The sequence below is a fragment of the Rhodococcus sp. H-CA8f genome, from assembly GCF_002501585.1.
GTDB classification, from domain to species: domain Bacteria; phylum Actinomycetota; class Actinomycetes; order Mycobacteriales; family Mycobacteriaceae; genus Rhodococcus_F; species Rhodococcus_F erythropolis.
The window spans coordinates 4,982,039-5,001,290 of the sequence record NZ_CP023720.1; the positions used below are offsets into that span (position 1 = coordinate 4,982,039).

The 19,252-nt window shown below is 62.2% G+C and carries 22 protein-coding genes and 1 riboswitch; of the genes, 12 read left to right on the forward strand and 10 right to left on the reverse strand.

Features of this window, described 5'->3' with window-relative positions; all coding sequences use genetic code 11:
- Window positions 1-12: 12 nt before the first annotated feature.
- Window positions 13-1,920 carry an alkyl sulfatase dimerization domain-containing protein gene (locus CPI83_RS23210; RefSeq protein WP_046378066.1) on the reverse strand — a complete coding sequence of 636 codons (1,908 nt, stop codon included), beginning with the start codon at window positions 1,918-1,920 and terminating at the stop codon, window positions 13-15.
- A 96-nt stretch (window positions 1,921-2,016) separates the two neighbouring features.
- Window positions 2,017-3,423 (reverse strand): MFS transporter, encoded by a 1,407-nt coding sequence (locus tag CPI83_RS23215; RefSeq protein WP_097388233.1) that lies wholly within the window; start codon window positions 3,421-3,423, stop codon window positions 2,017-2,019.
- Window positions 3,424-3,533: 110 nt separating this feature from the next.
- Here CPI83_RS23215 and CPI83_RS23220 point away from each other — a divergent pair, with 110 nt between their 5' ends.
- Window positions 3,534-4,136, forward strand: a complete 603-nt coding sequence (locus tag CPI83_RS23220) for a helix-turn-helix transcriptional regulator (protein WP_070797293.1) — start codon at window positions 3,534-3,536, stop codon at window positions 4,134-4,136.
- Here CPI83_RS23220 and CPI83_RS23225 read toward each other — a convergent pair.
- The gene (locus CPI83_RS23225) at window positions 4,133-4,912 is read right to left on the reverse strand and encodes an IclR family transcriptional regulator (RefSeq protein WP_021333887.1); all 780 of its coding nucleotides are present in this window, start codon (window positions 4,910-4,912) and stop codon (window positions 4,133-4,135) included. The two genes, CPI83_RS23220 and CPI83_RS23225, sit on opposite strands and share 4 nt — an antisense overlap.
- 167 nt (window positions 4,913-5,079) lie before the next feature.
- Between CPI83_RS23225 and CPI83_RS23230 the strand changes: the two genes are divergently transcribed.
- From CPI83_RS23230 to CPI83_RS23240, 3 genes are read left to right on the forward strand one after another with little or no spacing between them, the layout of a single operon-like run.
- Complete coding sequence (locus tag CPI83_RS23230; RefSeq protein WP_153211317.1) at window positions 5,080-5,847, forward strand: CoA transferase subunit A; 768 nt, start codon at window positions 5,080-5,082, stop codon at window positions 5,845-5,847.
- Complete coding sequence (locus CPI83_RS23235; protein WP_020906493.1) at window positions 5,844-6,506, forward strand: 3-oxoacid CoA-transferase subunit B; 663 nt, start codon at window positions 5,844-5,846, stop codon at window positions 6,504-6,506. The genes CPI83_RS23230 and CPI83_RS23235 overlap by 4 nt, the downstream gene beginning before the upstream one ends.
- Window positions 6,503-7,702 carry an acetyl-CoA C-acetyltransferase gene (locus tag CPI83_RS23240; protein ID WP_097387760.1) on the forward strand — a complete coding sequence of 400 codons (1,200 nt, stop codon included), beginning with the start codon at window positions 6,503-6,505 and terminating at the stop codon, window positions 7,700-7,702. The genes CPI83_RS23235 and CPI83_RS23240 overlap by 4 nt, the downstream gene beginning before the upstream one ends.
- A 72-nt stretch (window positions 7,703-7,774) precedes the next feature.
- Here the strand turns inward: CPI83_RS23240 and CPI83_RS23245 are convergent, their stop codons facing one another.
- Window positions 7,775-7,990, reverse strand: a complete 216-nt coding sequence (locus tag CPI83_RS23245) for a BldC family transcriptional regulator (RefSeq protein ID WP_019747227.1) — start codon at window positions 7,988-7,990, stop codon at window positions 7,775-7,777.
- 111 nt (window positions 7,991-8,101) lie between these two features.
- On the opposite strand from CPI83_RS23245, the gene CPI83_RS23250 reads away from it, so the two are divergent.
- Complete coding sequence (locus CPI83_RS23250; RefSeq protein WP_021333208.1) at window positions 8,102-8,509, forward strand: Rid family hydrolase; 408 nt, start codon at window positions 8,102-8,104, stop codon at window positions 8,507-8,509.
- A gap of 22 nt (window positions 8,510-8,531) precedes the next feature.
- On the opposite strand, the gene CPI83_RS23255 is transcribed toward CPI83_RS23250, so the two are convergent.
- Window positions 8,532-8,801 carry a DUF4235 domain-containing protein gene (locus CPI83_RS23255; RefSeq protein WP_007734706.1) on the reverse strand — a complete coding sequence of 90 codons (270 nt, stop codon included), beginning with the start codon at window positions 8,799-8,801 and terminating at the stop codon, window positions 8,532-8,534.
- 182 nt (window positions 8,802-8,983) lie between these two features.
- On the opposite strand from CPI83_RS23255, the gene CPI83_RS23260 reads away from it, so the two are divergent.
- Window positions 8,984-9,199, forward strand: coding sequence for a hypothetical protein (locus tag CPI83_RS23260; protein WP_019747225.1), 216 nt, complete (start codon window positions 8,984-8,986; stop codon window positions 9,197-9,199).
- Between the two features lie 7 nt (window positions 9,200-9,206).
- Here CPI83_RS23260 and CPI83_RS23265 read toward each other — a convergent pair whose 3' ends face one another.
- From CPI83_RS23265 to CPI83_RS23280, 4 genes are all read right to left on the reverse strand, one after another.
- Window positions 9,207-10,364: an AI-2E family transporter gene (locus CPI83_RS23265; protein ID WP_097387761.1), complete on the reverse strand. Its 1,158-nt coding sequence runs from the start codon at window positions 10,362-10,364 to the stop codon at window positions 9,207-9,209.
- 64 nt (window positions 10,365-10,428) lie between these two features.
- Window positions 10,429-10,905: a hypothetical protein gene (locus tag CPI83_RS23270; RefSeq protein WP_097387762.1), complete on the reverse strand. Its 477-nt coding sequence runs from the start codon at window positions 10,903-10,905 to the stop codon at window positions 10,429-10,431.
- A 136-nt stretch (window positions 10,906-11,041) separates the two neighbouring features.
- The gene (locus tag CPI83_RS31040) at window positions 11,042-11,197 is read right to left on the reverse strand and encodes a DUF6131 family protein (RefSeq protein WP_003945564.1); all 156 of its coding nucleotides are present in this window, start codon (window positions 11,195-11,197) and stop codon (window positions 11,042-11,044) included.
- 164 nt (window positions 11,198-11,361) lie between these two features.
- Window positions 11,362-11,763, reverse strand: coding sequence for a nuclear transport factor 2 family protein (locus tag CPI83_RS23280; RefSeq protein ID WP_029537656.1), 402 nt, complete (start codon window positions 11,761-11,763; stop codon window positions 11,362-11,364).
- A gap of 99 nt (window positions 11,764-11,862) precedes the next feature.
- Here CPI83_RS23280 and CPI83_RS23285 point away from each other — a divergent pair, with 99 nt between their 5' ends.
- Window positions 11,863-13,200 (forward strand): DUF1254 domain-containing protein, encoded by a 1,338-nt coding sequence (locus CPI83_RS23285; RefSeq protein WP_097388234.1) that lies wholly within the window; start codon window positions 11,863-11,865, stop codon window positions 13,198-13,200.
- Window positions 13,201-13,252: 52 nt separating this feature from the next.
- Here CPI83_RS23285 and CPI83_RS23290 read toward each other — a convergent pair whose 3' ends face one another.
- Window positions 13,253-14,044 carry an SDR family oxidoreductase gene (locus CPI83_RS23290; protein ID WP_020906486.1) on the reverse strand — a complete coding sequence of 264 codons (792 nt, stop codon included), beginning with the start codon at window positions 14,042-14,044 and terminating at the stop codon, window positions 13,253-13,255.
- A 482-nt stretch (window positions 14,045-14,526) separates the two neighbouring features.
- Between CPI83_RS23290 and CPI83_RS23295 the strand changes: the two genes are divergently transcribed.
- The 5 genes from CPI83_RS23295 (at window position 14,527) to CPI83_RS23315 (ending at window position 19,237) form a co-directional block, all read left to right on the forward strand.
- On the forward strand, window positions 14,527-15,384 hold the full coding sequence (locus tag CPI83_RS23295) for a siderophore-interacting protein (protein ID WP_019747219.1): 858 nt from the start codon (window positions 14,527-14,529) through the stop codon (window positions 15,382-15,384).
- Between the two features lie 40 nt (window positions 15,385-15,424).
- A riboswitch (cobalamin riboswitch) is annotated at window positions 15,425-15,606 on the forward strand.
- A 57-nt stretch (window positions 15,607-15,663) separates the two neighbouring features.
- Entirely contained in the window at window positions 15,664-16,677 is a 1,014-nt protein-coding gene (locus CPI83_RS23300; RefSeq protein WP_021343124.1) for an ABC transporter substrate-binding protein, read from the forward strand.
- Window positions 16,678-17,430 (forward strand): class I SAM-dependent methyltransferase, encoded by a 753-nt coding sequence (locus CPI83_RS23305; protein WP_097387763.1) that lies wholly within the window; start codon window positions 16,678-16,680, stop codon window positions 17,428-17,430.
- Window positions 17,427-18,467, forward strand: a complete 1,041-nt coding sequence (locus CPI83_RS23310; RefSeq protein ID WP_020906481.1) for an iron chelate uptake ABC transporter family permease subunit — start codon at window positions 17,427-17,429, stop codon at window positions 18,465-18,467. Before CPI83_RS23305 ends, CPI83_RS23310 begins: the two co-directional genes overlap by 4 nt.
- Window positions 18,464-19,237: an ABC transporter ATP-binding protein gene (locus tag CPI83_RS23315; RefSeq protein WP_019747215.1), complete on the forward strand. Its 774-nt coding sequence runs from the start codon at window positions 18,464-18,466 to the stop codon at window positions 19,235-19,237. Before CPI83_RS23310 ends, CPI83_RS23315 begins: the two co-directional genes overlap by 4 nt.
- The last annotated feature ends 15 nt before the right edge of the window (window positions 19,238-19,252 follow it).

The window sequence follows — 19,252 nt, forward strand, 5'->3', positions numbered from 1 at the left end:
ACTATCCCTTCCTCACGGCGTGACGATATTGAAACTGGGATCGAAGGTATCCAGCAGCCCTCCCAATGTCTCCAGCGCCGATTCGTCTCCGGTGAGCGAAATCTTCCCGGCTTTGGCAAGTTCCGCAGCCGCGCCCGGTTGCAGAAGTGCGCCGATCAGTGCAGCTTTCGGCCCGGACACCGTCAGTTGCGTGTTCGACGCCGCGCCCCGGCGGGCATTGAGGACGCCGCGCCTGACCCAGGCCGTCCAGGTCTCGTCGTCGTGATCGGTGAACACGAAATCGATGTGGAGGTCGACGTCAGTTGCCTTGTCTCCGATGAGATGCACTGCTACGAAGTCGAACAAGATATCGATGGGCATCGCGAGGACGCTGTCTTCGCTCGCAGTGATGTACGGCGGGGGTTGCGAGCCCTCACGCAATTCCAACGCTGCCGAAAGGTAGATACCTCGCCACTGAGGTCCCTCGGCTTGATACCCCATCTGCTCGTAAACGTCAGCCTGAAGGTTCTTCGCCTCGGTGTTCTCCGGTTGAGCGAACACCAACTTGTGCAGGATCTCTGCCGCCCACCGGTAGTCTGCGGCGTCGAATGCTCGCTTACCCTCATCCAGGATCTTCTGCGCCCCAAGGAGATCGACGAACCTCTTCGCCGACTCGACCGGTGGATGTGGATGAAGCGTCACCGGATCGCCGTCCCACATTCCCAATTCCTTGGTGTACACGGCACGCACGTCATGATGCAAAGTTCCGTGGTAACCGCGGTTGTGCCACTTGCGGCCGAGTTCCTCGGGTAGCTCGATCACCTCGGCAGCTTCGAGCGGCGTGTATCCCTTGTTCGCCAGCCGGAGCGCCTGGTCGTGAATGTATTTGTAGGTATCCCTTTGTGATTCGATGAAGCCAACGAGGTTCTCGTTGCCCCACACCGGCCAGGTGTGCGGTCCGTAGTGAACCGCCGCGTCGTCGCCCCACCGTTCCAAAGTCTCGTCCAGGTATCGCGCGAAATTACGGGCATCGCGGGTACGCGCACCGCGCAGGGTCTGGATGTTGTGGAGTGAATGATTTGCGTTCTCCGCACACGTCAGTGCGGCGAGTTCGGGGATCCAGATGTGCATCTCCTCCGGAGCCTCGGTATCGGGTGCATAGAGGAATTCGAACTCCAGACCCGCAATTTCTCGCTTCGTTCCGGTTTCGGTGATGCCGTCGGTGGGGGAAATATACGAGATCTGAGGGCCTTTGGTGCTGAGCACGCCGATCCCGCACGAGACCGCCCCTTTCGGACCGAGGTCGAGCAATCCGCCGAAGGCATAGAACGACCGCCTCGCCATGGCATTGCCGGCGACAACATTCTCGCCGATTGCGAACTTGTCGAACGATGCGATCGTGCCCGGCGCGATGATCGGCACCTTTCCCGATGCAACGTCCTCGACGTCGATAATGCCTTTGACTCCGCCGTAGTGGTCGATATGGGTGTGCGTGTAGATGATCGCTGCAACCGGCTTGTCGCTGACGTGCTCGCGAATCATCTTCATGCCCTGGCGCGCTGATTCGACTCCCGCCATGCAGTCGATGATGATCAGGCCTTCGTCACCCTCGACGACCGTCAGGTTTGCGATGTCGTTGTTTCTCACCTGGTAGAGGCGATCCGTCACCTGGTAGAGCCCACCCCGGCGAATTACCTGACTCTGGCGCCACAAACTGGGATTGACGGTGTCCGGCGCCGGAACGTCGTCACCGATGTACGCCAATGCCTCGGGGTCGAAGACCACATGCCCGTCGTCGCCGAGAACATTGCCAGGCAACGGTGCGATCAAGCCACGATCCGCGTCGACAAAATCTTGCCGGTCATCCATGGCGTACCGCGTGACCGCTTCGCGGTTCACCGCCACGGTGGCCGGTGTTGCGTCCTTAGGTGTCTGGCACATGGCTCTCCCCGCTCGGATACGACGATCAGATACCCCATAATCTCTATCCGGCGGCAGCGGCGTTGGAATCACCCGCGCAGGGTGAACTCACGCTCCTCACCCCTTCGTCTTCTCGGAACCTCCCGACGCCAGGGCGATGACAAGAACCACGAGCCCACAGGCGACAACAAGGATCCAACCCGCTCTCGATGCCTCGGCGATGTCTGATTGTGCGCTGCCTGCGATCATGCCGCCGGCCAGCGCCACACCGAGAGCAGCGCCGAACTGCCTTGCACTGGAGGTGATCCCGCCGGCAAGGCCTGCCTGCGATCTCGGTAGTCCGTTGACGGCGGTGTTGGTGATCGGAGCATTCGAGAAACCGAAGCCGATACCGAGGAACAGGTACGCGACGAGCAACGTCGAAGTGCCTGTGCTGTTGTCGAGAGAGACCAGGCACAGTCCGCCGAGCGCGGTGAAGCTTCCGGCGATCAGCAACGGCAATCGTGCACCGAAGCGCCCGACGAGAATCCCCGACAACGGCGCACAGATGGTTGCGGCGACAGCCATCGGTAGTGTCATCGCGCCCGCGGCGGCGGGAGTCATTTCACGCGCCTGTTGAAGGTAGAAGGTGCCCAGAAGCAGCGTCGCGTTGAGTGCCACGAACACCACGATCGCGCCGAGTACTGCCCCGGTGAACGGTCGGTGCCGAAACAGCGAGGGGTCCATGAGCGGCTCGCTCTTTCTCGATTCGACCCGGACGAACGCTGCCAGCGCGGCGGCGACGGCGACGTAACCCGCGATTGCACCGGAGGCCAGCCACCCGATTCGTGGGCCTTCGATGAGCAGAGCCACGGATCCGCCCACGACGACCATCAGAAGCACCTGCCCCGGTAAGTCGAGACGTCGAGGTTGTTCAGCCCGGGACTGCGGTACGAACACCGCGGTCAGCACAAGAACCACCGCGATGACGGGCACGTTGATCCAGAAAACGGATCTCCAGCCGAAGCTCTCGATGAGGACTCCGCCGACTATCGGTCCTGCTGCCATGCTCAGACCGAAGACCGCAGCCCACACGCCGATCGCCTTGGCTCGCTCCTTCGGGTCGGTCATCACGTTGACGACGATCGCCAGGGCCACCGGACTGAGCATCGACCCACCGACTCCCTGCGCGAACCTCGCCGCAATCAGAACTCCCACCGACGGGGCCAGCGCGCAGACGATCGACGCCACCCCGAAAACGACCAGTCCGATCTGGAAAATCCGCCTTCTACCGAACCTGTCGGCCAGGGCGCCGGACGAGATCAGCAAGCTTGCCAAGACGAGTGTGTACGCGTTGACGATCCATTCGAGACCAACGGTTCCGACGCCGAATCCCTCCCCGATCGCGGGGAGAGCGACGTTGACGATGGTCGTGTCCAACCCGACGACGAACAAGCTCGTGCAGCAGATGGCCAGAATGCCCCACCGGCGGCGTGCGTCAAGTCCGATCACTTTCGGTTCGTCGATCCCGCTCGAAGGTTTCATCTCGGACTCCATCTCTCGAAGTGTTCTGCCGTGCTCGCCAGTCGAAAAGATCGTCGCAACCCGGCCCGCGAAGCCGGTAAGAAATTTGCAGAAACTGCAAAGATGAGCGCATGGACGCCGAACTCGAGCAGTTGCTTACCGATATCGGACCGAGACTGCGAACGCTTCGTCGGGATCGCGATCTGACCCTCGAGGCCCTGTCCGACGCCACCGGAATCTCCGTCAGCGCACTGTCGCGACTCGAATCGGGTAAGCGTCGTCCCACCCTCGATCTGCTGTTACCGCTCGCGCGTGCTCACCGGGTCGCGCTGGACCAACTCGTCGGCGCTCCCGCCACGGGCGATCCTCGGGTCCATCTCACCCCGAGCCGACGCAAGAACGGCAGTGCCGTCGTTCCGTTGACGCGCTATCCCGGACGCGTGCAGGTGTTCAAACAGGTGATCGGTCCACGTCCACCGAAGCTCGTCACCCACGCCGGCTACGAATGGCTCTACGTCCTCGCCGGGGATCTGCGTCTCATTCTGGGTACGAACGAGGTTGTCCTGCACCCCGGTGAAGTCGCGGAGTTCGACACCGCCGAGCCCCATTGGTTCGGGCCCGCCGACAACCAGATAGTGGAGATCTTGCATCTGTTCGGCCCGCAAGGCGAGAAGGCCCACGTGCGAACGAAGGCAAGAACTGCTGCTGCGCATGACGCAGTTCTCGAAAGTTAGACCACTGCATGCGTTTTCAGTCGGTTCGACAGTGTATGAGCGTACTCGAGAAGTAGCGTTCCCAACTCGGCATGACGTGTGGGCCGAAAGCGGGTTTCCACTCCGGTCAGACTCAGCGCCCAGTCCGGGCGCCCGTTGCGGTCGAACACCGCGGCACCCATCCCCCAGCTTCCCTCGACGATGAGGGCTGGATTGACGGCATAGCCGGTGACACGCGTCGACTCGATTCGCTCGCGGATTGATGCCTCACTGTGGATCTCACCCCATTCCGACTCCAGATTCACTCGGGCGAAATAGTCGTCGACGTCCCGCGTCGGTAGGTGACTCAAGATGGCAAGCCCCGCCGACGCGACCCCCAACGGGAATCGCTTCCCCTCGTGCAGCACGTGAGATCGCAGCGGAAAACTGCCTTCCTGACTCAAGATGCAGACGGTCTCGTCGCCGCGACGTGCCGAGAGGAATGCACTCTCCCCCGTGACCCGGGCGAGGTCGTCGACGATGTCGCGAGCGCGGTCGGTGATGTCGTACCGATTTCCGGCCGCGGCGCCCAGGAGGTACAACTCCGGGCCGAGAGACCACCGACCGGTTCGTGCGTCACGGTCGACCAGTCCTTCGGCAGCCAAAGACGTGAGCAGTCGGTGCGCGGTGGGCCGAGCGAGGCCGGTGACCTTGCCCAATTCCGTGGTGGAAATGCCCGTTGGCTCAGAGGCGCCGAGGGCTCGCAGAAGTGCCGCCACCCGCGCGACCATGGCCGGTGATTGCTCGTGAGTAGGCATGAGTTCATCCTAGCGTCCATTCAGTGAACGAATTTTCTTCAGATGGTCAGCAGTCGATCAGTTCTGTGTTGATATTCAAGATCCCTTGAACCTGTGAACTGGAGATAGTTCACTGGATAGCGAAGTGAGTGAGTGTCTACTCAATGAACGCCTGGCAGGGAGAAAACATGACAGCAAAGGTGTACGAGTCCGCGGCGGACGCGGTCGCCGACATCGTCGACGGAGCAACGCTGGCCGTCGGCGGATTCGGTTTGTGCGGCATCCCCGACGTATTGATCGACGCGATCGCAGCAACGAGTGCAACCGACCTCGAGGTGTTCTCCAACAACTGCGGCGTCGACGATCACGGTCTCGGAATCTTGCTGAGCGCCGGACGTATCCGACGGGTGACCGCGTCGTACGTCGGTGAGAACAAGGAGTTCGCCCGGCAGTACCTGGCCGGCGAACTCGAAGTGGAACTGACGCCGCAGGGCACGCTCGCCGAGCGTCTGCGCGCCGGCGGAACCGGAATCCCCGCATTCTTCACACCGGCCGGAGTGGGTAGCCCCATCTCCGACGGCGGAATGCCCTGGCGCTACGACGCCGACGGCTCGATCGCTATTGCATCGCCTCCGAAGGAGACTCGCGTCTTCGGAACCAAGCGTTACGTGATGGAAGAGGCGATCAACGCCGACTACGCACTCGTGCACGCTGTTCTCGGTGACACCGACGGCAACCTCGTGTTCGACAAGACCGCGATGAACTTCAACCCGCTCGCCGCGATGGCGGGACGGGTCACCATTGCTCAGGTGGAACGTCTGGTCGAGCCCGGTGAAATCGACCCGGCATCGGTACACCTGCCCGGAGTCTTCGTGCAGAGAATTGTGCACACCGGCCCTCAGAACAAGCGAATCGAAAAGCGAACCGTCAGCGCTTCGGAAGGAACCTCACGATGACCGCACCAGTGACAGTGACGGGTTGGACGCGCCAGCAGATGGCAGCGCGGGCGGCTGCAGAGATGATCGACGGCGAGTACGTCAATCTCGGAATCGGTCTTCCCACACTGATTCCCGGATACCTGGGGTCGGACGTTCGTGTGGTCCTGCACTCGGAGAACGGAATTCTCGGTACCGGACCGTATCCCACCGAGGACAACGTCGATCCTGACCTCATCAACGCCGGCAAGGAGACCGTGACCGTCAATCCCGGTGCGGCATATTTTGATTCGGCCCTCTCGTTCGGGATGATCCGCGGCGGCCACATCGACACCGCCGTTCTCGGCGGCATGCAGGTGTCGAAGACGGGTGACCTCGCAAACTGGATGGTCCCCGGCAAGATGGTCAAGGGAATGGGCGGCGCAATGGACCTCGTCCACGGTGCCCGGCGTGTCATCGTCGTCATGGAGCACAACGACCGCGACGGCAACCCCAAGATCGTCGACGCATGCACCCTGCCCCTGACCGGCCAGGGCGTGGTGAATCGGATCATCACCAACCTAGCCGTCATCGATGTGAGCGACGAAGGCCCACTCGTCCTGCGTGAACTCGCCCCCGATGTCAGCGTCGAAGACGTTGTCGCCGCGACCGGCACCGAACTGAAAGTTGAACTGGCATGACCGACACGACCACTGTGATTGTTGCGGGAGCTCGTACCCCGATGGGTCGACTCCTCGGATCGTTGAAAGACCTCTCCGGGTCCGACCTCGGCGGCATCGCCATCAAAGGCGCCCTCGACAAGTCCGGAGTCGCCCCCGAACAAGTCGACTACGTCATCATGGGACAGGTCCTCACCGCCGGCGCCGGCCAGATGCCCGCCCGCCAAGCCGCCGTCGCCGCCGGCATCCCCATGAACGTCCCCGCCCTGAGCATCAACAAAGTGTGCCTCTCCGGCATCGACGCCATCGCCCTCGCCGACCAACTCATCCGCGCCGGCGAATTCGACATCGTCGTCGCCGGCGGGCAGGAATCGATGTCCCGCGCACCCCACATGCTCGAAAAAAGCCGCGAAGGCTTCAAATACGGCGACGTCACCCTCCGCGACCACATGGCCTACGACGGCCTCCACGACATCTTCACCGACCAGGCCATGGGCCTGCTCACCGAACAAGTCAACCAACAAGAAACCGCCCACATCACCCGCGCCGAGCAGGACGCCTTCGCCGCCGCCTCACACCAGAACGCGGCCCGCGCCTGGAAAGACGGCTACTTCGACAACGAAGTAGTCCCCGTCTCCATCCCCCAACGCAAGGGTGACCCGATCGTCTTCGCGCAGGACGAAGGCATCCGCGCCGACACCACCACCGAATCCCTCGGCAAACTGCGTCCCGCGTTCAGCAAGGACGGCACCATCACCGCCGGCTCCGCCTCCCCGATCTCCGACGGCGCCGCCGCCGTGATCGTGATGAGCAAAACCAAAGCCGAAGAACTCGGCCTGACCTGGATCGCGGAAATCGGCGCCCACGGCGTCGTCGCCGGACCCGACTCCACCCTCCAGTCCCAACCCGCCCGCGCCATCGCCAAGGCCTGCGCCAAGGAAGGCATCGACCCCACCGACCTCGACCTCGTCGAAATCAACGAAGCGTTCGCCGCCGTCGGGATCGCCTCCACCCGCGAACTCGGCCTCGACCCCGCCAAGGTCAACGTCAACGGCGGCGCCATCGCCGTCGGACACCCCCTCGGCATGTCCGGCGCCCGCATCGCCCTGCACCTCGCCCTCGAACTGCAACGCCGCGGCGGCGGCATCGGCGCAGCCGCACTCTGCGGCGGCGGCGGACAAGGCGACGCACTCATCGTCCGCGTCCCCAAGGCGTAATTACTTCCTGCTGACCAGACAGGTCGCCGAGCCCTCATCGTGCTCGGCGACCTGTCTGTTTCATGTCGGAGGCTAGTTCGGATCAAGCGTCGTCGAGCGGTTGCGCAACAATGTCTCGATCTCCGAACGTCGGTATCTCCGATGTCCGCCAAGCGTTCTCAGAGTGCCGACCTTGCCCTCCCTCGCCCACCTGGACACCGTGGTCCTGTCGACATGGAACAGTGCGGCAACCTGTTTGGTTGTCAGCCATTCGTCGACAGATGCTGCGTGCTCTTCTTCTCGGCTCATTGACAGTGATTCGTAGCCGTAGCGTGGATGGATGGGTCCGACAATGAATTGGCAACCCCTGGCGCGCTGTGAAAGACTTGCTGCAAAACTTTACTATTCCTTGGGGAAAATATGTCGAAGTCGGTAACTCTGATCCGTTCCACATCACTCTCATCGGTCGCTGAATACGCCTATGCAGCAACGGCTCCCGCCGAGGCTCGACTGATCTTCCTGGCCGGATCCTGCCCGTTGAACGAGGACGGCTCCACTGCCGCCATCGGCGACTACGCAGGACAGGCAGCCAAGGCCGTCGACAACCTGAGAACAGCTCTCTCGGACGCGGGCGCGTCCGTCACCGACGTGATCAACACCCGCGTCCTGGTGGCGTCGAGCAATCAAGCCGACCTCGTTGCGGCGTGGGAGGTAGTCCGCGACGCGTTCGGTGATCACGACGCCCCAAGCACTCTGATGGGTGTGACCGTTCTCGGTTACGACGATCAACTGGTCGAGATCGAGGCAATCGCGGCCGTCGTCGACTGAACTCGAACCGAACCGGGCGTTCCTACCGGGGATCTTCGTGAGCAAGGGCCTGGTAGCCCTTTGCCCCCGCACGATCCACAGCGGCTCGCACAACAGCGAAGATGGCTCCCTGCAGGGCGGCGGCGATCAGGACTTCCTTACTCGACCTGCTCAAATCTTTTGGCTCGGGCGCATTCTTGTCGTCACCGATGCGCTTCCACACCTGCTGGAAGACGGCACCGGCCAAAATGCCGCCGAGGACGCTCGTCGCCAGTGAGAGTGGCTTGTACATCGCTTTCGATACTGCGCTCATTGCGCGGATCCTCCATGGTTCGATTCGTACCGCCTGAGCGGGCTGACCGACTCTCACTACCCCACAGGCGAACTGTCGAAACATTGCACCGGCGCGAAGTTGACTGTCGCACGTTATGTTCCACGGTTTGCCATTTCGCGGGCCGGGTAGGATCGTCTTAGCGAAAGAAGGTTGTGTAAGTCATGGAAAACTACAGAATCGAACTACCGGACGGTACTACGGTGATGGAAGATTTCGTCTCGGATCGCGCCGCCATCGCATACGCGGTCGATCTGAATCACGGGTGTAGCGAGAAAGTATCGGTATTCCGTATCACCGACGAAGGGGAAACCATCCCGACTCGGATGTGCCCCAAGCCGAATCCTGGTTCGCGGCGTCGCGCGCGAAGCGTCCGATAGAAACCCGTCAAGAAGCGTCGAGGCGGGGGAAGAGCGTTTCTCTTGCGAGCAACAGCAAGGCCGCAGCGACCGGAATCGCCAGCAACGCACCGACAATACCGAGCAACGCTCCGCCCAACAGGACCGCGACCACAGTCACCAACGCCGGGACCGCTACCGTCTTCCCGATGATCTTCGGAACGAGCAGGTAGTCCTCGAGCAGACGTAACGCGATGAAGAATGCAACTGTCGCCAATGCCGTTGGGACAGAGACTGTCAGGGAGACCAGGGCGACGATAACCCCTGCGATCGTGGAACCGACTATCGGGATCAGATCGAGCAGAGCGACCAGCAGCGCCAGGATCAACGGGTACGGCACGTCGAAGATCAACAACCACGCGAAGGTGCACACTGCGGTGATCACGGAGATCAGAACATTGCCGAGGACGTACCCACCCACACCTGCCAGTATCTGATCACCGATGGCGATTGCTCGGGGCCGCCGCGAATGTGGCACCAGCCGATACAGATTCGTGCGGATTCGTGGATAGTCGAACAAGAAGTACGTCGTCAGTACAGCAACGATTCCGGCGTCGGCGACTGCGCTGAACACCGCCCGCCCCGCACCGAGCAAACCCGTCGCGAGCGCAGAACCCGAACCATCCAGTTGCGTGGTGAGGTGCTGCTCGAGGTGATACTTCTCGTCGAGGTCGTTGACGATCGGGTACCGGTCACGAATGTGTGTCAGGAGTTCGGGAGCGTGCGATGCAAACTGACGTCCCTGCTCGACCAGCGGGGTGATCGCAGCAACGAGAAACAGCGCCAACATCACTGCAATTCCGAGGAGTACCACGGTGACTGCGATCCAGCGCCGGAAATGTCTCCGCTCCAGCCAGACGATCATCGGTTCGATGCCCACCGCGAGAAACAGCGCGACCACGATCAGGATCAGCATGCCTCGCGCCGCAAGCAGCACTTCGATCACCGCATAAGTCACGGCAACTCCGGCCGCGGCGCTCAGACCGATGAAGAACGGTGACCGACGGTCGAATCTCGGTCCGGGCTCACCCAGCGGCCGGACAGGCGTCGCCAATGCTGCGGCTTCGCGTTCCGCTTCCACCATCGGATCTACGGCTTGGACTTCACTTTCGGAGTCCGGTGAACGGTCTGCGGAACTGGGATCCATTCAAGCCACCTCACGATCCGCGCGACTTCCCGGCACGGGAGTGAGTACCCGTGCCGTAGTCGGATCAACCTCGAGGCCTCTCCGCTCCGCTTCGGGTCAGTGCCAGCCCGGTTCCCACAACTCCGATGATCGACACTGCGATGGCGATACTGGGCCAACCGTCGCTCTGCCAGTAGACGTCGTCGAGAGTGATCAGCAACGCGGCCTCGTCGACGATGAGCCCGAGTGCAATACCCAACGCGATGCCCATCCATGTTCGTGCGCGAGGGCTTCGGTCTACGAGGCCGAAGATCGCCACCCCGGCCAACAGGAGAATTCCCCACAGGTAATGGTGAAGGTGCGTCCCACCGGCACTGATGTCGCCGACGTCCCTGGTGTCGATCTGGATCAACCAGGTCACCAGACGTGCTCCACCGAACGTCAGTGTGAAGGCCACCCACGCCAACACCAAACCGCGGCGTGACTCGTCAACTTGATTCCATCTGCGAGGAAACCTGAATCTCTCCACAGGTTTCTCTTCCGCATGATCTCGAGAAAACATCCTTCATGTTTACCCGACGCAGCTCAGAGCGATACTTTCGGGTAGAGACACCGAAAATCAATTGGAGAACGAAAAAGCGGTACTCGATCTCCGAAGAGATCAGGTACCGCCTTCTCAGCTACTCGCGCAGTATCGATCAATACCAGACTTTTCGTCCGCCCACTGCACGCCCGGTAGCACCGAGGATGGACAAAACTGCACCTACGACGACCAAAATGATGCCGACGGTGGTCAGAATGCTCAACCCCGTGAAAAAGCCGATCAACGCCAGAATAATGCCGAGAACAATCATGTGAGAACCTCATCCGGTATGCGTATAGAAATGATCTACTCAACTGACGCTACTACAAAAACTTCACAATCAAGAAATCCGATAATCGACATCATCAATACGAAACTCGTATTACTACCCAATAATGTCGGCGTTAAAACATTGGCCTTTCTTTTTCTTATCCCTCACGGTTCGATGCCTTCGATCTTGGCCTCGACGGCCGGCGTGATGTGGCTCAACACGCAGCGCCAACGACCGTCTCGCCGGGCGAACACGTCGGTGGTCCACTCCTCGGCGTCGTACTGCCTTCCGTCGTAGTGCGCAGTATTGGTGATCCGCGTGGTGAAAAGCGCAACGTCACCGAAGAAACGCACGCGAGCGCGCCCGACGCGATCCATCGCCGAATGAGTCAGGTCGCCAGAGGCCACGAAACCCAGAAACTCCGCCTTGGTGGATACCCCGGATTCCGACACGATCACCCAGTCGTCGGCCATGAAGTCGCCGATCCGTTCGGCGTCGTTCGAGCACATCGCGACGTTCCACTCGTCTGCAGTTGCAGTCAGCACCGCTGTTTCCTGATCCGACATGGCCTCTCCCTCTACCGTCGTCACCCTCGGCGGGTGATGCCTCGACGGCAGGGTTCCCGCAAGGTGGACGTCGAACCGACGAACTACGAGAGGGCAGAGATGACAGACACCAGTCGCACCGAGCTTGCAGCTCAGGCGTACATCTACGGATTTCCCCTCGTTTTCAATCTCGACCAGGTCCATCGGTACGTTCACGACGGTGTCGGAGCGAACCCCGCCGCACCTTTCAACACCTTCAGTCACGCCCGCACACTCGCCGGCCCGGCAGATACTTTTGTCACGATCAACAACGACACCGTGTATTCCATGGCGCAGATCGACCTTTCTGTCGGTCCCGTTGCGCTGCACGTCCCCGATACCGATGGCCGTTACTACGTCCTCCAGTTCGTCGACGCCTGGACAAACAATTTCGCTTACGTCGGGCACCGTGCCACCGGCACCAAGAGCGGAGACTTCCTTCTCGTCCCACCCACCTGGACCGGAACCCCGACCGCCCAGACCACAGTGATCAGATTTCCCACGACCGTTGCATCGATCGTCGGTCGGTGGGCGTGCGGCGACGACGACCTCCCCGCCGTGCATGCCTTGCAGGACGCCACCACCCTGACCGTCGTCGACTCCGCCGGGGCTCCGGCCGGTCTACCGGTCCCCGACTCCGAGGTCAGCCAGGACCTCCTCTTCCTCGAGAAACTCCGCATCTGGTCGCAGGCCTTTCCGCCGGCCCCGCGCGATCGAGAACTCCAGGATTCGTTCTCACCGATCGGAGTCACCGAGCACGGGGCCTCTCCCTATGTATCGCTGTCTGCCGACGACGCTGCGGCGCTCGCGGACGGGTTGACCGCCGGAGAGAAGAATCTGCACGAAGCACTCACGCACGGCTCCAGCCCCGAGGCCAACGGTTGGAAGCTGACTTTCCACGCCTTCGACTACAACCTCGACTACTTCGAGGTCGGTGCAATCGACGATCCACAATTCAAGATCGCCGATCCCAGGTTGCGAATCATCGAACGAGCGGCGGCGGCCAAGGGCGGGCTGTGGGGCAACCACCCCTACGAAGCGGCGTACATCTTGACCTACGTCGACGATCAGGGAACGCAATTGAACGGAAACCGCACCTACACGATCAGACTCGACCCCACTCCGCCGGTGAGCGCCTTCTGGTCGCTGACGATGTACTCGGTGCCGGACTTCTTCCTCGTGGCGAACCCCATCGACCGATACTCGATCGGCGACCGCACTCCCGGCATCGTCCACGACGCCGACGGTGCGTTGACGATCACAATCAGTCACGAGGAGCCGAAAGATGCCACGGCGAAGGCGAACTGGCTCCCCTGCCCGCGCGGAGACTTCCGACCGGTCCTGAGAATGTACGAACCTTCGCCCGCCGTACTCGATCAGTCCTACGTCGTCCCCGCTATCACTCGCTCGCGAGAATGACGGCTCACGTCTGACGGCCTGCCCCAGGCCAGGCCGTCAGACGGACACAGAATCAGGCGTGAGTGCCGCCGTCCACACGGATCTCCGTGCCGGTGATGAAGGCACCATCGTCGGATGCCAGCATCGCGATAACTCCCGCAACACTTTCCGGCCCGGCCATGGGAGCACCACCGGACTCCAGATCAGTGCTCAGAATTGGCGACAGCTTGCCGAAGAGCGACCAGTCGGTGTCTTCCGGCAGGTACGACGCCGTGGTGTCGGTGATCCCGCTCTTCACACTGCCCGGAGCTACCGCGACGGCGCGCAGACCCTGCTTGCCGTATTCGAGAGCCAGTGCGTGAGTGAAGGACTGGATTCCTCCCTTACTCGCCGCATATGCGGCCATGTACGGGTGCGCGAAGGCTGCGGAGGTGGAGCTGAAATTCACCACCACTGCGTTGCCGGTGGCCAGGAGAGCTGGCAGTGCCTGACGAGTGACGAGGAAGGTGCCGGTCAAGTTCACGGAGATCACCTGATTCCACAAGTCCAGTGAGGTCTCGTGGGTGTGCCCGCCTCGCAATATCCCGGCGGCGTTGACCAGTACGTCCAATCCCCCGAGAGCCGAAATTGCCTGACCCACAACCGTGATGACGGAACTCTCGTCACCGATATCGACGACGACGGTGTCGAGACGACCCTCCGTCGAGGCATGTTCAGCCGACCTCCGGGTGTCTGCCAGACCCTTCTCGGAGATGTCGGCAGCGACCACGCGGCCACCTTCGGCGAGCAACCGCAGCGCGGTGGCCTGCCCGATTCCCGATCCTGCGCCGGTGACGAGAATACGACGACCTTCGAAACGATTCATTGCTGTGTACCTTTCACGAAAACGAGTTGGCTGGTAATCCAGGCTCGGCGGCGCCGACACTCACAACTCACCCGCGAGAAACTTCAGGTACGGGAAATACGCAGCACTGCAACAGGTGTGGCACTGCGAAATCTCAGCGAGGTAATGCTCGCCGAAGTGGCGAATGTCAGACGGATCCGGCCGGTGCGGCCAAGGCTCTTTCGATCCAGACAAGACCAGAGGGGCGGCGGTCGATCGCCTTACGCCCCCGGCGGAATGTCGCTACGCCGAATCGGGCCGTGCGCAGTGCACGGCCGGAATCGAGAGTACAGCGACGTATGGACATCACAGGCACCGTAGCAGCGCGAGTACAAGTCGCTCAAACGCGTTGTTCGCGACGCAGGTTTGATTCAGGTAATCAGATGTCACTTCTGGACAACTGTGCCGACTTAGGCAGCACTAACCTGATGGCATCTCGAAAACCCGATCCAGGAGCACAGTCGATGACACATGCAGACGCCACGAGCACAACAACTCCCCGGGCGAGCGTCCTACGAACCGCTGACCACAATCGCGGACTCAACGACGTTCTCGCCGTCGTCGAAGCAATGGAGCGACCGAGCGACCACCTGCTGCGGATCACGGCTCGTTTGACGGAGTCGACCGACGATCCGACCTGGTCACGCCCGAACGTCACCGTACGAATGAATCTCGGGCCCAATTTCGACGACGCTTCGCGTGTGTACACGGTGCGTTCCTACGATTCCGCCACCGGATCGATCGTCATCGACGTGGTCCTGCACGGACAGACCAGCCCGATGATGAGGTGGGCAGCGGCGTTGACCATCGGTGACACCTTCGGTCTCACCGGTCCGCGACCACACTTCTTGGTCCCCGACGTTCCAGGTCGACGGATCGCACTTTTTCTGGACGGCACCGCAATACCTGCGCTGTACTCGATCATCGAGCAGCTACCTACCGACGTGGTCGGAATCGGCTGGGTCACAACAGATGACGAGGTCGCTTTCGCCGAACTGCCCGCCCTCCCCGGCCTGGAGCTTCACCGCGTGAGCGCAGATCTCGCCGAGCCCGACGGCCCACTGGCGGTACGAGCACGCGAGCTCGCCGATCCCGCGAGCTACGTCGTGTGGGGAGCCGGTGAACGCAACGAGATGCGCGCAATCCGTAAGCACTTTCGGTCGACCGTCGGACTCGACAAAGACGACGTCGCGATATTCGGTTACTGGAAGCGCGGCATCAGCAACACCGAAATCGACCTCCGTCGGCGCGAGAACTACGAGCGAATCCTCGCCGGCGGTGGAACCCTGACCGACATCGACGACCTGGCCATCGAGATCTGATCGCGTACACCGGCCGACCTGACCGGCCGTGCACTGCGGTGATAAGTTCCTCTGTGCCAGCGGACCTCCACACAGGGGGTCAGGGAATCCGGTGTGAATCCGGAACTGACGCGCAGCGGTGAGGGTGACCGCCCGGGCTTACGCCACTGGATGAAAATCTGGGAAGGCGCTCGGGTGGGGCGATCTCGAGTCCGAATACCGGCTGGCAGCAGGGGTCAACAGGCGCCTGTTCACACGGTGACGGGCTCCGCGAACGAGCCCCTGCGAGAACGAGATTCCATGCGTCTGTCCAGACTTCGCCTACCCGCCGCTGCCGTCGCGGCCTTGTTGAGCGCGTCGTTGGTTGCCTGCTCCTCCGACGACAGTGCTGCCCGACAATCCAACTCTTCCGAACAATCGCGCGTGACAGTCCAGAACTGTGGCCGAGACGTCACGGTGGAGCGACCGATCGAACGGGCGATCGCGGTAAATCAGCCTGCGGCCGAAATGCTGTTCGCACTGGGAGTGCAGGACCGGATGGCCGGCTACGCCATGAGCGACGACGACGTACTCCCCGAGTTACGTGAGGCACGCGGTCAGGTTCAAGCTTTCGACACCGAGTTCCCGTCCTTCGAGAGTGTCCTCGAACGCGAACCGGACATGGTCTACACGACCTTCAATTACACGTTCACCTCGGAAGGCATCGCCGACCGGACCAAGTTCACCGACCTCGGGGTCGCGACGTACCAGTCGCCCAGCGAGTGCACCGGTCAGGATGCCGAGCAGAGCAAGGCCCTCACACTCGACGACTTGTACGCCGAAATCGGCGACGTGGCAACACTGTTCGACGTCAAGGACAAAGGTGTCGAGCTGACCGAGAGTTTGAAGGATCGCGCGGCCACCGCCACGGCGTCGCTGGGAGCCGAAAACGTGACGCTGGCGTGGTGGTACGCAGCCACGAAGACTCCGTACTTCGCCGGGTGCTGCGGTGCACCGGGAATCATGACCGACGCGGTGGGCGCGAAGAACGCCTTCGACGACAACAAACAGTACTGGCCCGAAATCGGTTGGGAGAGTGTGCTCGATCGAGACCCGACCGTGCTGGTGCTCGCAGATCTCGACCGCGGCGGAGACGGCGACAGTGCCGCAGACAAGATCGCGTTCCTCGAATCGGACCCGGTCGCCAGCAAGCTCACCGCAGTGAAGAACAAGCGTTACATCATCCTCGAGGGAACGACGATGGATCCCTCGATCCGCAATGTCGGTGGCATCGAACAGCTCTCCGACGGGCTGCGCCAGTTGGGTGTGGTCTAGATGTCCGCGGAGATCAGTGAACTGGTGCGTCAGTGGGACGACCAGCAGTCGGCATACATCGCCGACCGCGAAAAGCGATTCGACGCGATTCTCGACGTTCTCGAATTGCAGTACGCGCACACCCCGTTCACGGTTGTCGACCTGGCCTGCGGACCGGGCTCACTGAGCGCCCGGATCCTCGAGAAGTTCAAGCACGCGAGCGTTGTGGGGATCGATTACGACCCGATGCTGCTGGAAGTCGCCCGCCAGTCGTCGACTCGTTTCGGAGACCGACTGCAGCTGGTCGACGCAGACCTGCTGAGCACCGATTGGCCGACTTCGGTGACTGCACCGGTGCAGGCGATAGTGTCGACAACAGCGCTGCACTGGTTACAACCACAACAGCTCGTCGAGGTGTACCGGCAGTGCCGCGAACTGCTGAGTCCTGACGGAGTCCTGCTCAACGGTGATCACTTTCGCTTCGACAGCCGCTCCCCTGTCATCGGTCGATGGGCGAAGGCTCACGACGAGCAGACGCAACGCTCCGCCTTTGCTGCCGGCGCTCCCGAGTGGGACAGCTGGTGGGAGGAGTTGCGGGCAACTCCCGGCATCGGACCACTGACCGACGAGCGTGAGCGCAGATTCGCCGGACGCGACGCTACCGCGCCCACTGCCGTCGACTTCCAGTTGGCGGCGCTCGCGCAAGCAGGTTTTCGAGAGTCGGGAACGGTCTGGCAACTGTTCGACGACTACGTGGTCTACGGCGTGAGATGACGACAAGAGTTCGCCTGCGTGACAACCCGACGACCGTCACCCTGCTGTGGGTGATCGGTGTTGTCACACTGGCCGGGTCGGCCGCCGTGGCGATCACGTTGGGGCCGGCCGGTCTGTCGGTCGGTGAGGTGGCCTCGATCGTCGTCGGCCATCTCGGCGGTACCGCGGCGGACGTCACCCCTATCCGCGACGGCATCGTGTGGGATCTTCGTCTGCCACGTACTCTGCTCGCCGCGCTCTGCGGTGCGGGCCTCGGGCTGTGCGGGGCGATCATGCAGTCTCTGCTTCGCAATCCACTGGCTGATCCATTTGTCCTCGGTATCTCGTCCGGCGCCTCGACCGGTGCCGTACTGATCGTGATCCTCGGAGTCGGGTCGGGGGTGATCGGCTTGTCGAGCGGCGCCTTCATCGGCGCGGTGATCTCCTTCGCCCTTGTGTTGCTGCTCGCCCATGCGGCCGGCGGCACGCCGGATCGGGTGATCCTGGCCGGAGTCGCCGCGACCCAACTGTTCTCGGCGCTCACCTCGTTCATCGTGATCACCTCGGCCGATCCCGAGCAGACTCGCGGCGTGATGTTCTGGCTCCTGGGCTCACTCGGCGGCGCCGACTGGCTCGACGTCGCGCTCTGCGCTGCGGTGGTCGCCGTCGGCCTCGTGGTCTGTCTGACCCACTCCCGCGCACTCGACGCCTTTGCCTTCGGCGAGGACGCGGCGTCGTCGCTGGGGGTGAACGTGTGGCGAGTGCGCGTGACCCTGTTGTTGGCAACAGCTTTGATGACGGCGGTGATCGTGAGCGTCGCAGGCGCCATTGGCTTTGTGGGCCTCGTCCTCCCGCATGCGGCACGGGCTCTCGTCGGTCCGAGCCATCGGCGACTGCTGCCCGCGTCCGCACTGATCGGCTCGATCTTCCTGGTCTGGGTCGACGCCGTGGCACGTACAGCCATTGCGCCGCAGGAACTCCCGGCCGGTGTGGTAACCGCGTTGGTCGGCGTGCCTGCGTTTGCCGTCATCCTCTGGAGACGAAAGGCCAGGCCATGACACTCGAAGCGGCCGGCGTCAGCTGGCGGGTCGGCGGGGCGCTCATAGTCGACGCCCTCGACGTGTCCCCCACCGTCGGAAGTACGGTGGGGCTTCTCGGCCCCAACGGTTCGGGAAAATCGACACTGCTGAAACTGCTTGCCGGGCAGAACCGTCCGACAATCGGGGAGGTGACCCTGGACCGAACTCCGTTGCCTGACTGGAAACGCCGAGATGTCGCGCGTCGGATTGCCACCGTCGATCAGCACAGCAACACGGAGATCGACCTGACGGTAGCCGAGGTCGTCGAATTGGGACGCACCCCGCACCGCGGATTGTGGGGCGGGCATTCAGGTTCCGACCGCGACGCCGTCCGCGCGGCGATCGAACACACCAACCTCTCCGGGATGCTCGACCGGTCGTGGCACACCCTGTCCGGCGGGGAGCGCCAACGCGTGCAGATCGCGCGCGCCCTCGCTCAGGAACCTCACGAGTTGCTGCTCGACGAACCGACCAATCACCTGGACATCAACCATCAACTCGAATTGCTCGCGCTCGTGCGTCGCCTGCCCACTACCACGATCATGGCATTGCACGATCTGAATCTGGCCGCCATGTTCTGCGATTCGATAGTGATGCTGAACCGTGGCTCCATCGTTGCCCACGGAAGCCCGACCGAGGTCCTCACCGCCGACCTGATAGCCGAGGTCTACCAGGTCGATGCCGAAGTCCGCCTGGACGGTCCCGGCGGAGTACCCACCGTGAGATACCTTCCACCCAGCTCGGATTAGACGCACGCGGATCTG

Excerpts from the sequence above, each read along its gene's own strand:
- CPI83_RS23210 (WP_046378066.1), bottom strand. The coding sequence starts at position 1,920 with ATGTGCCAGACACCTAAGGACGCAACACCGGCCACCGTGGCGGTGAAC.
- CPI83_RS23215 (WP_097388233.1), bottom strand. The coding sequence starts at position 3,423 with ATGAAACCTTCGAGCGGGATCGACGAACCGAAAGTGATCGGACTTGAC.
- CPI83_RS23220 (WP_070797293.1), top strand. The coding sequence starts at position 3,534 with ATGGACGCCGAACTCGAGCAGTTGCTTACCGATATCGGACCGAGACTG.
- CPI83_RS23225 (WP_021333887.1), bottom strand. The coding sequence starts at position 4,912 with ATGCCTACTCACGAGCAATCACCGGCCATGGTCGCGCGGGTGGCGGCA.
- CPI83_RS23230 (WP_153211317.1), top strand. The coding sequence starts at position 5,080 with ATGACAGCAAAGGTGTACGAGTCCGCGGCGGACGCGGTCGCCGACATC.
- CPI83_RS23235 (WP_020906493.1), top strand. The coding sequence starts at position 5,844 with ATGACCGCACCAGTGACAGTGACGGGTTGGACGCGCCAGCAGATGGCA.
- CPI83_RS23240 (WP_097387760.1), top strand. The coding sequence starts at position 6,503 with ATGACCGACACGACCACTGTGATTGTTGCGGGAGCTCGTACCCCGATG.
- CPI83_RS23245 (WP_019747227.1), bottom strand. The coding sequence starts at position 7,990 with ATGAGCCGAGAAGAAGAGCACGCAGCATCTGTCGACGAATGGCTGACA.
- CPI83_RS23250 (WP_021333208.1), top strand. The coding sequence starts at position 8,102 with ATGTCGAAGTCGGTAACTCTGATCCGTTCCACATCACTCTCATCGGTC.
- CPI83_RS23255 (WP_007734706.1), bottom strand. The coding sequence starts at position 8,801 with ATGAGCGCAGTATCGAAAGCGATGTACAAGCCACTCTCACTGGCGACG.
- CPI83_RS23260 (WP_019747225.1), top strand. The coding sequence starts at position 8,984 with ATGGAAAACTACAGAATCGAACTACCGGACGGTACTACGGTGATGGAA.
- CPI83_RS23265 (WP_097387761.1), bottom strand. The coding sequence starts at position 10,364 with ATGGATCCCAGTTCCGCAGACCGTTCACCGGACTCCGAAAGTGAAGTC.
- CPI83_RS23270 (WP_097387762.1), bottom strand. The coding sequence starts at position 10,905 with ATGTTTTCTCGAGATCATGCGGAAGAGAAACCTGTGGAGAGATTCAGG.
- CPI83_RS31040 (WP_003945564.1), bottom strand. The coding sequence starts at position 11,197 with ATGATTGTTCTCGGCATTATTCTGGCGTTGATCGGCTTTTTCACGGGG.
- CPI83_RS23280 (WP_029537656.1), bottom strand. The coding sequence starts at position 11,763 with ATGTCGGATCAGGAAACAGCGGTGCTGACTGCAACTGCAGACGAGTGG.
- CPI83_RS23285 (WP_097388234.1), top strand. The coding sequence starts at position 11,863 with ATGACAGACACCAGTCGCACCGAGCTTGCAGCTCAGGCGTACATCTAC.
- CPI83_RS23290 (WP_020906486.1), bottom strand. The coding sequence starts at position 14,044 with ATGAATCGTTTCGAAGGTCGTCGTATTCTCGTCACCGGCGCAGGATCG.
- CPI83_RS23295 (WP_019747219.1), top strand. The coding sequence starts at position 14,527 with ATGACACATGCAGACGCCACGAGCACAACAACTCCCCGGGCGAGCGTC.
- CPI83_RS23300 (WP_021343124.1), top strand. The coding sequence starts at position 15,664 with ATGCGTCTGTCCAGACTTCGCCTACCCGCCGCTGCCGTCGCGGCCTTG.
- CPI83_RS23305 (WP_097387763.1), top strand. The coding sequence starts at position 16,678 with ATGTCCGCGGAGATCAGTGAACTGGTGCGTCAGTGGGACGACCAGCAG.
- CPI83_RS23310 (WP_020906481.1), top strand. The coding sequence starts at position 17,427 with ATGACGACAAGAGTTCGCCTGCGTGACAACCCGACGACCGTCACCCTG.
- CPI83_RS23315 (WP_019747215.1), top strand. The coding sequence starts at position 18,464 with ATGACACTCGAAGCGGCCGGCGTCAGCTGGCGGGTCGGCGGGGCGCTC.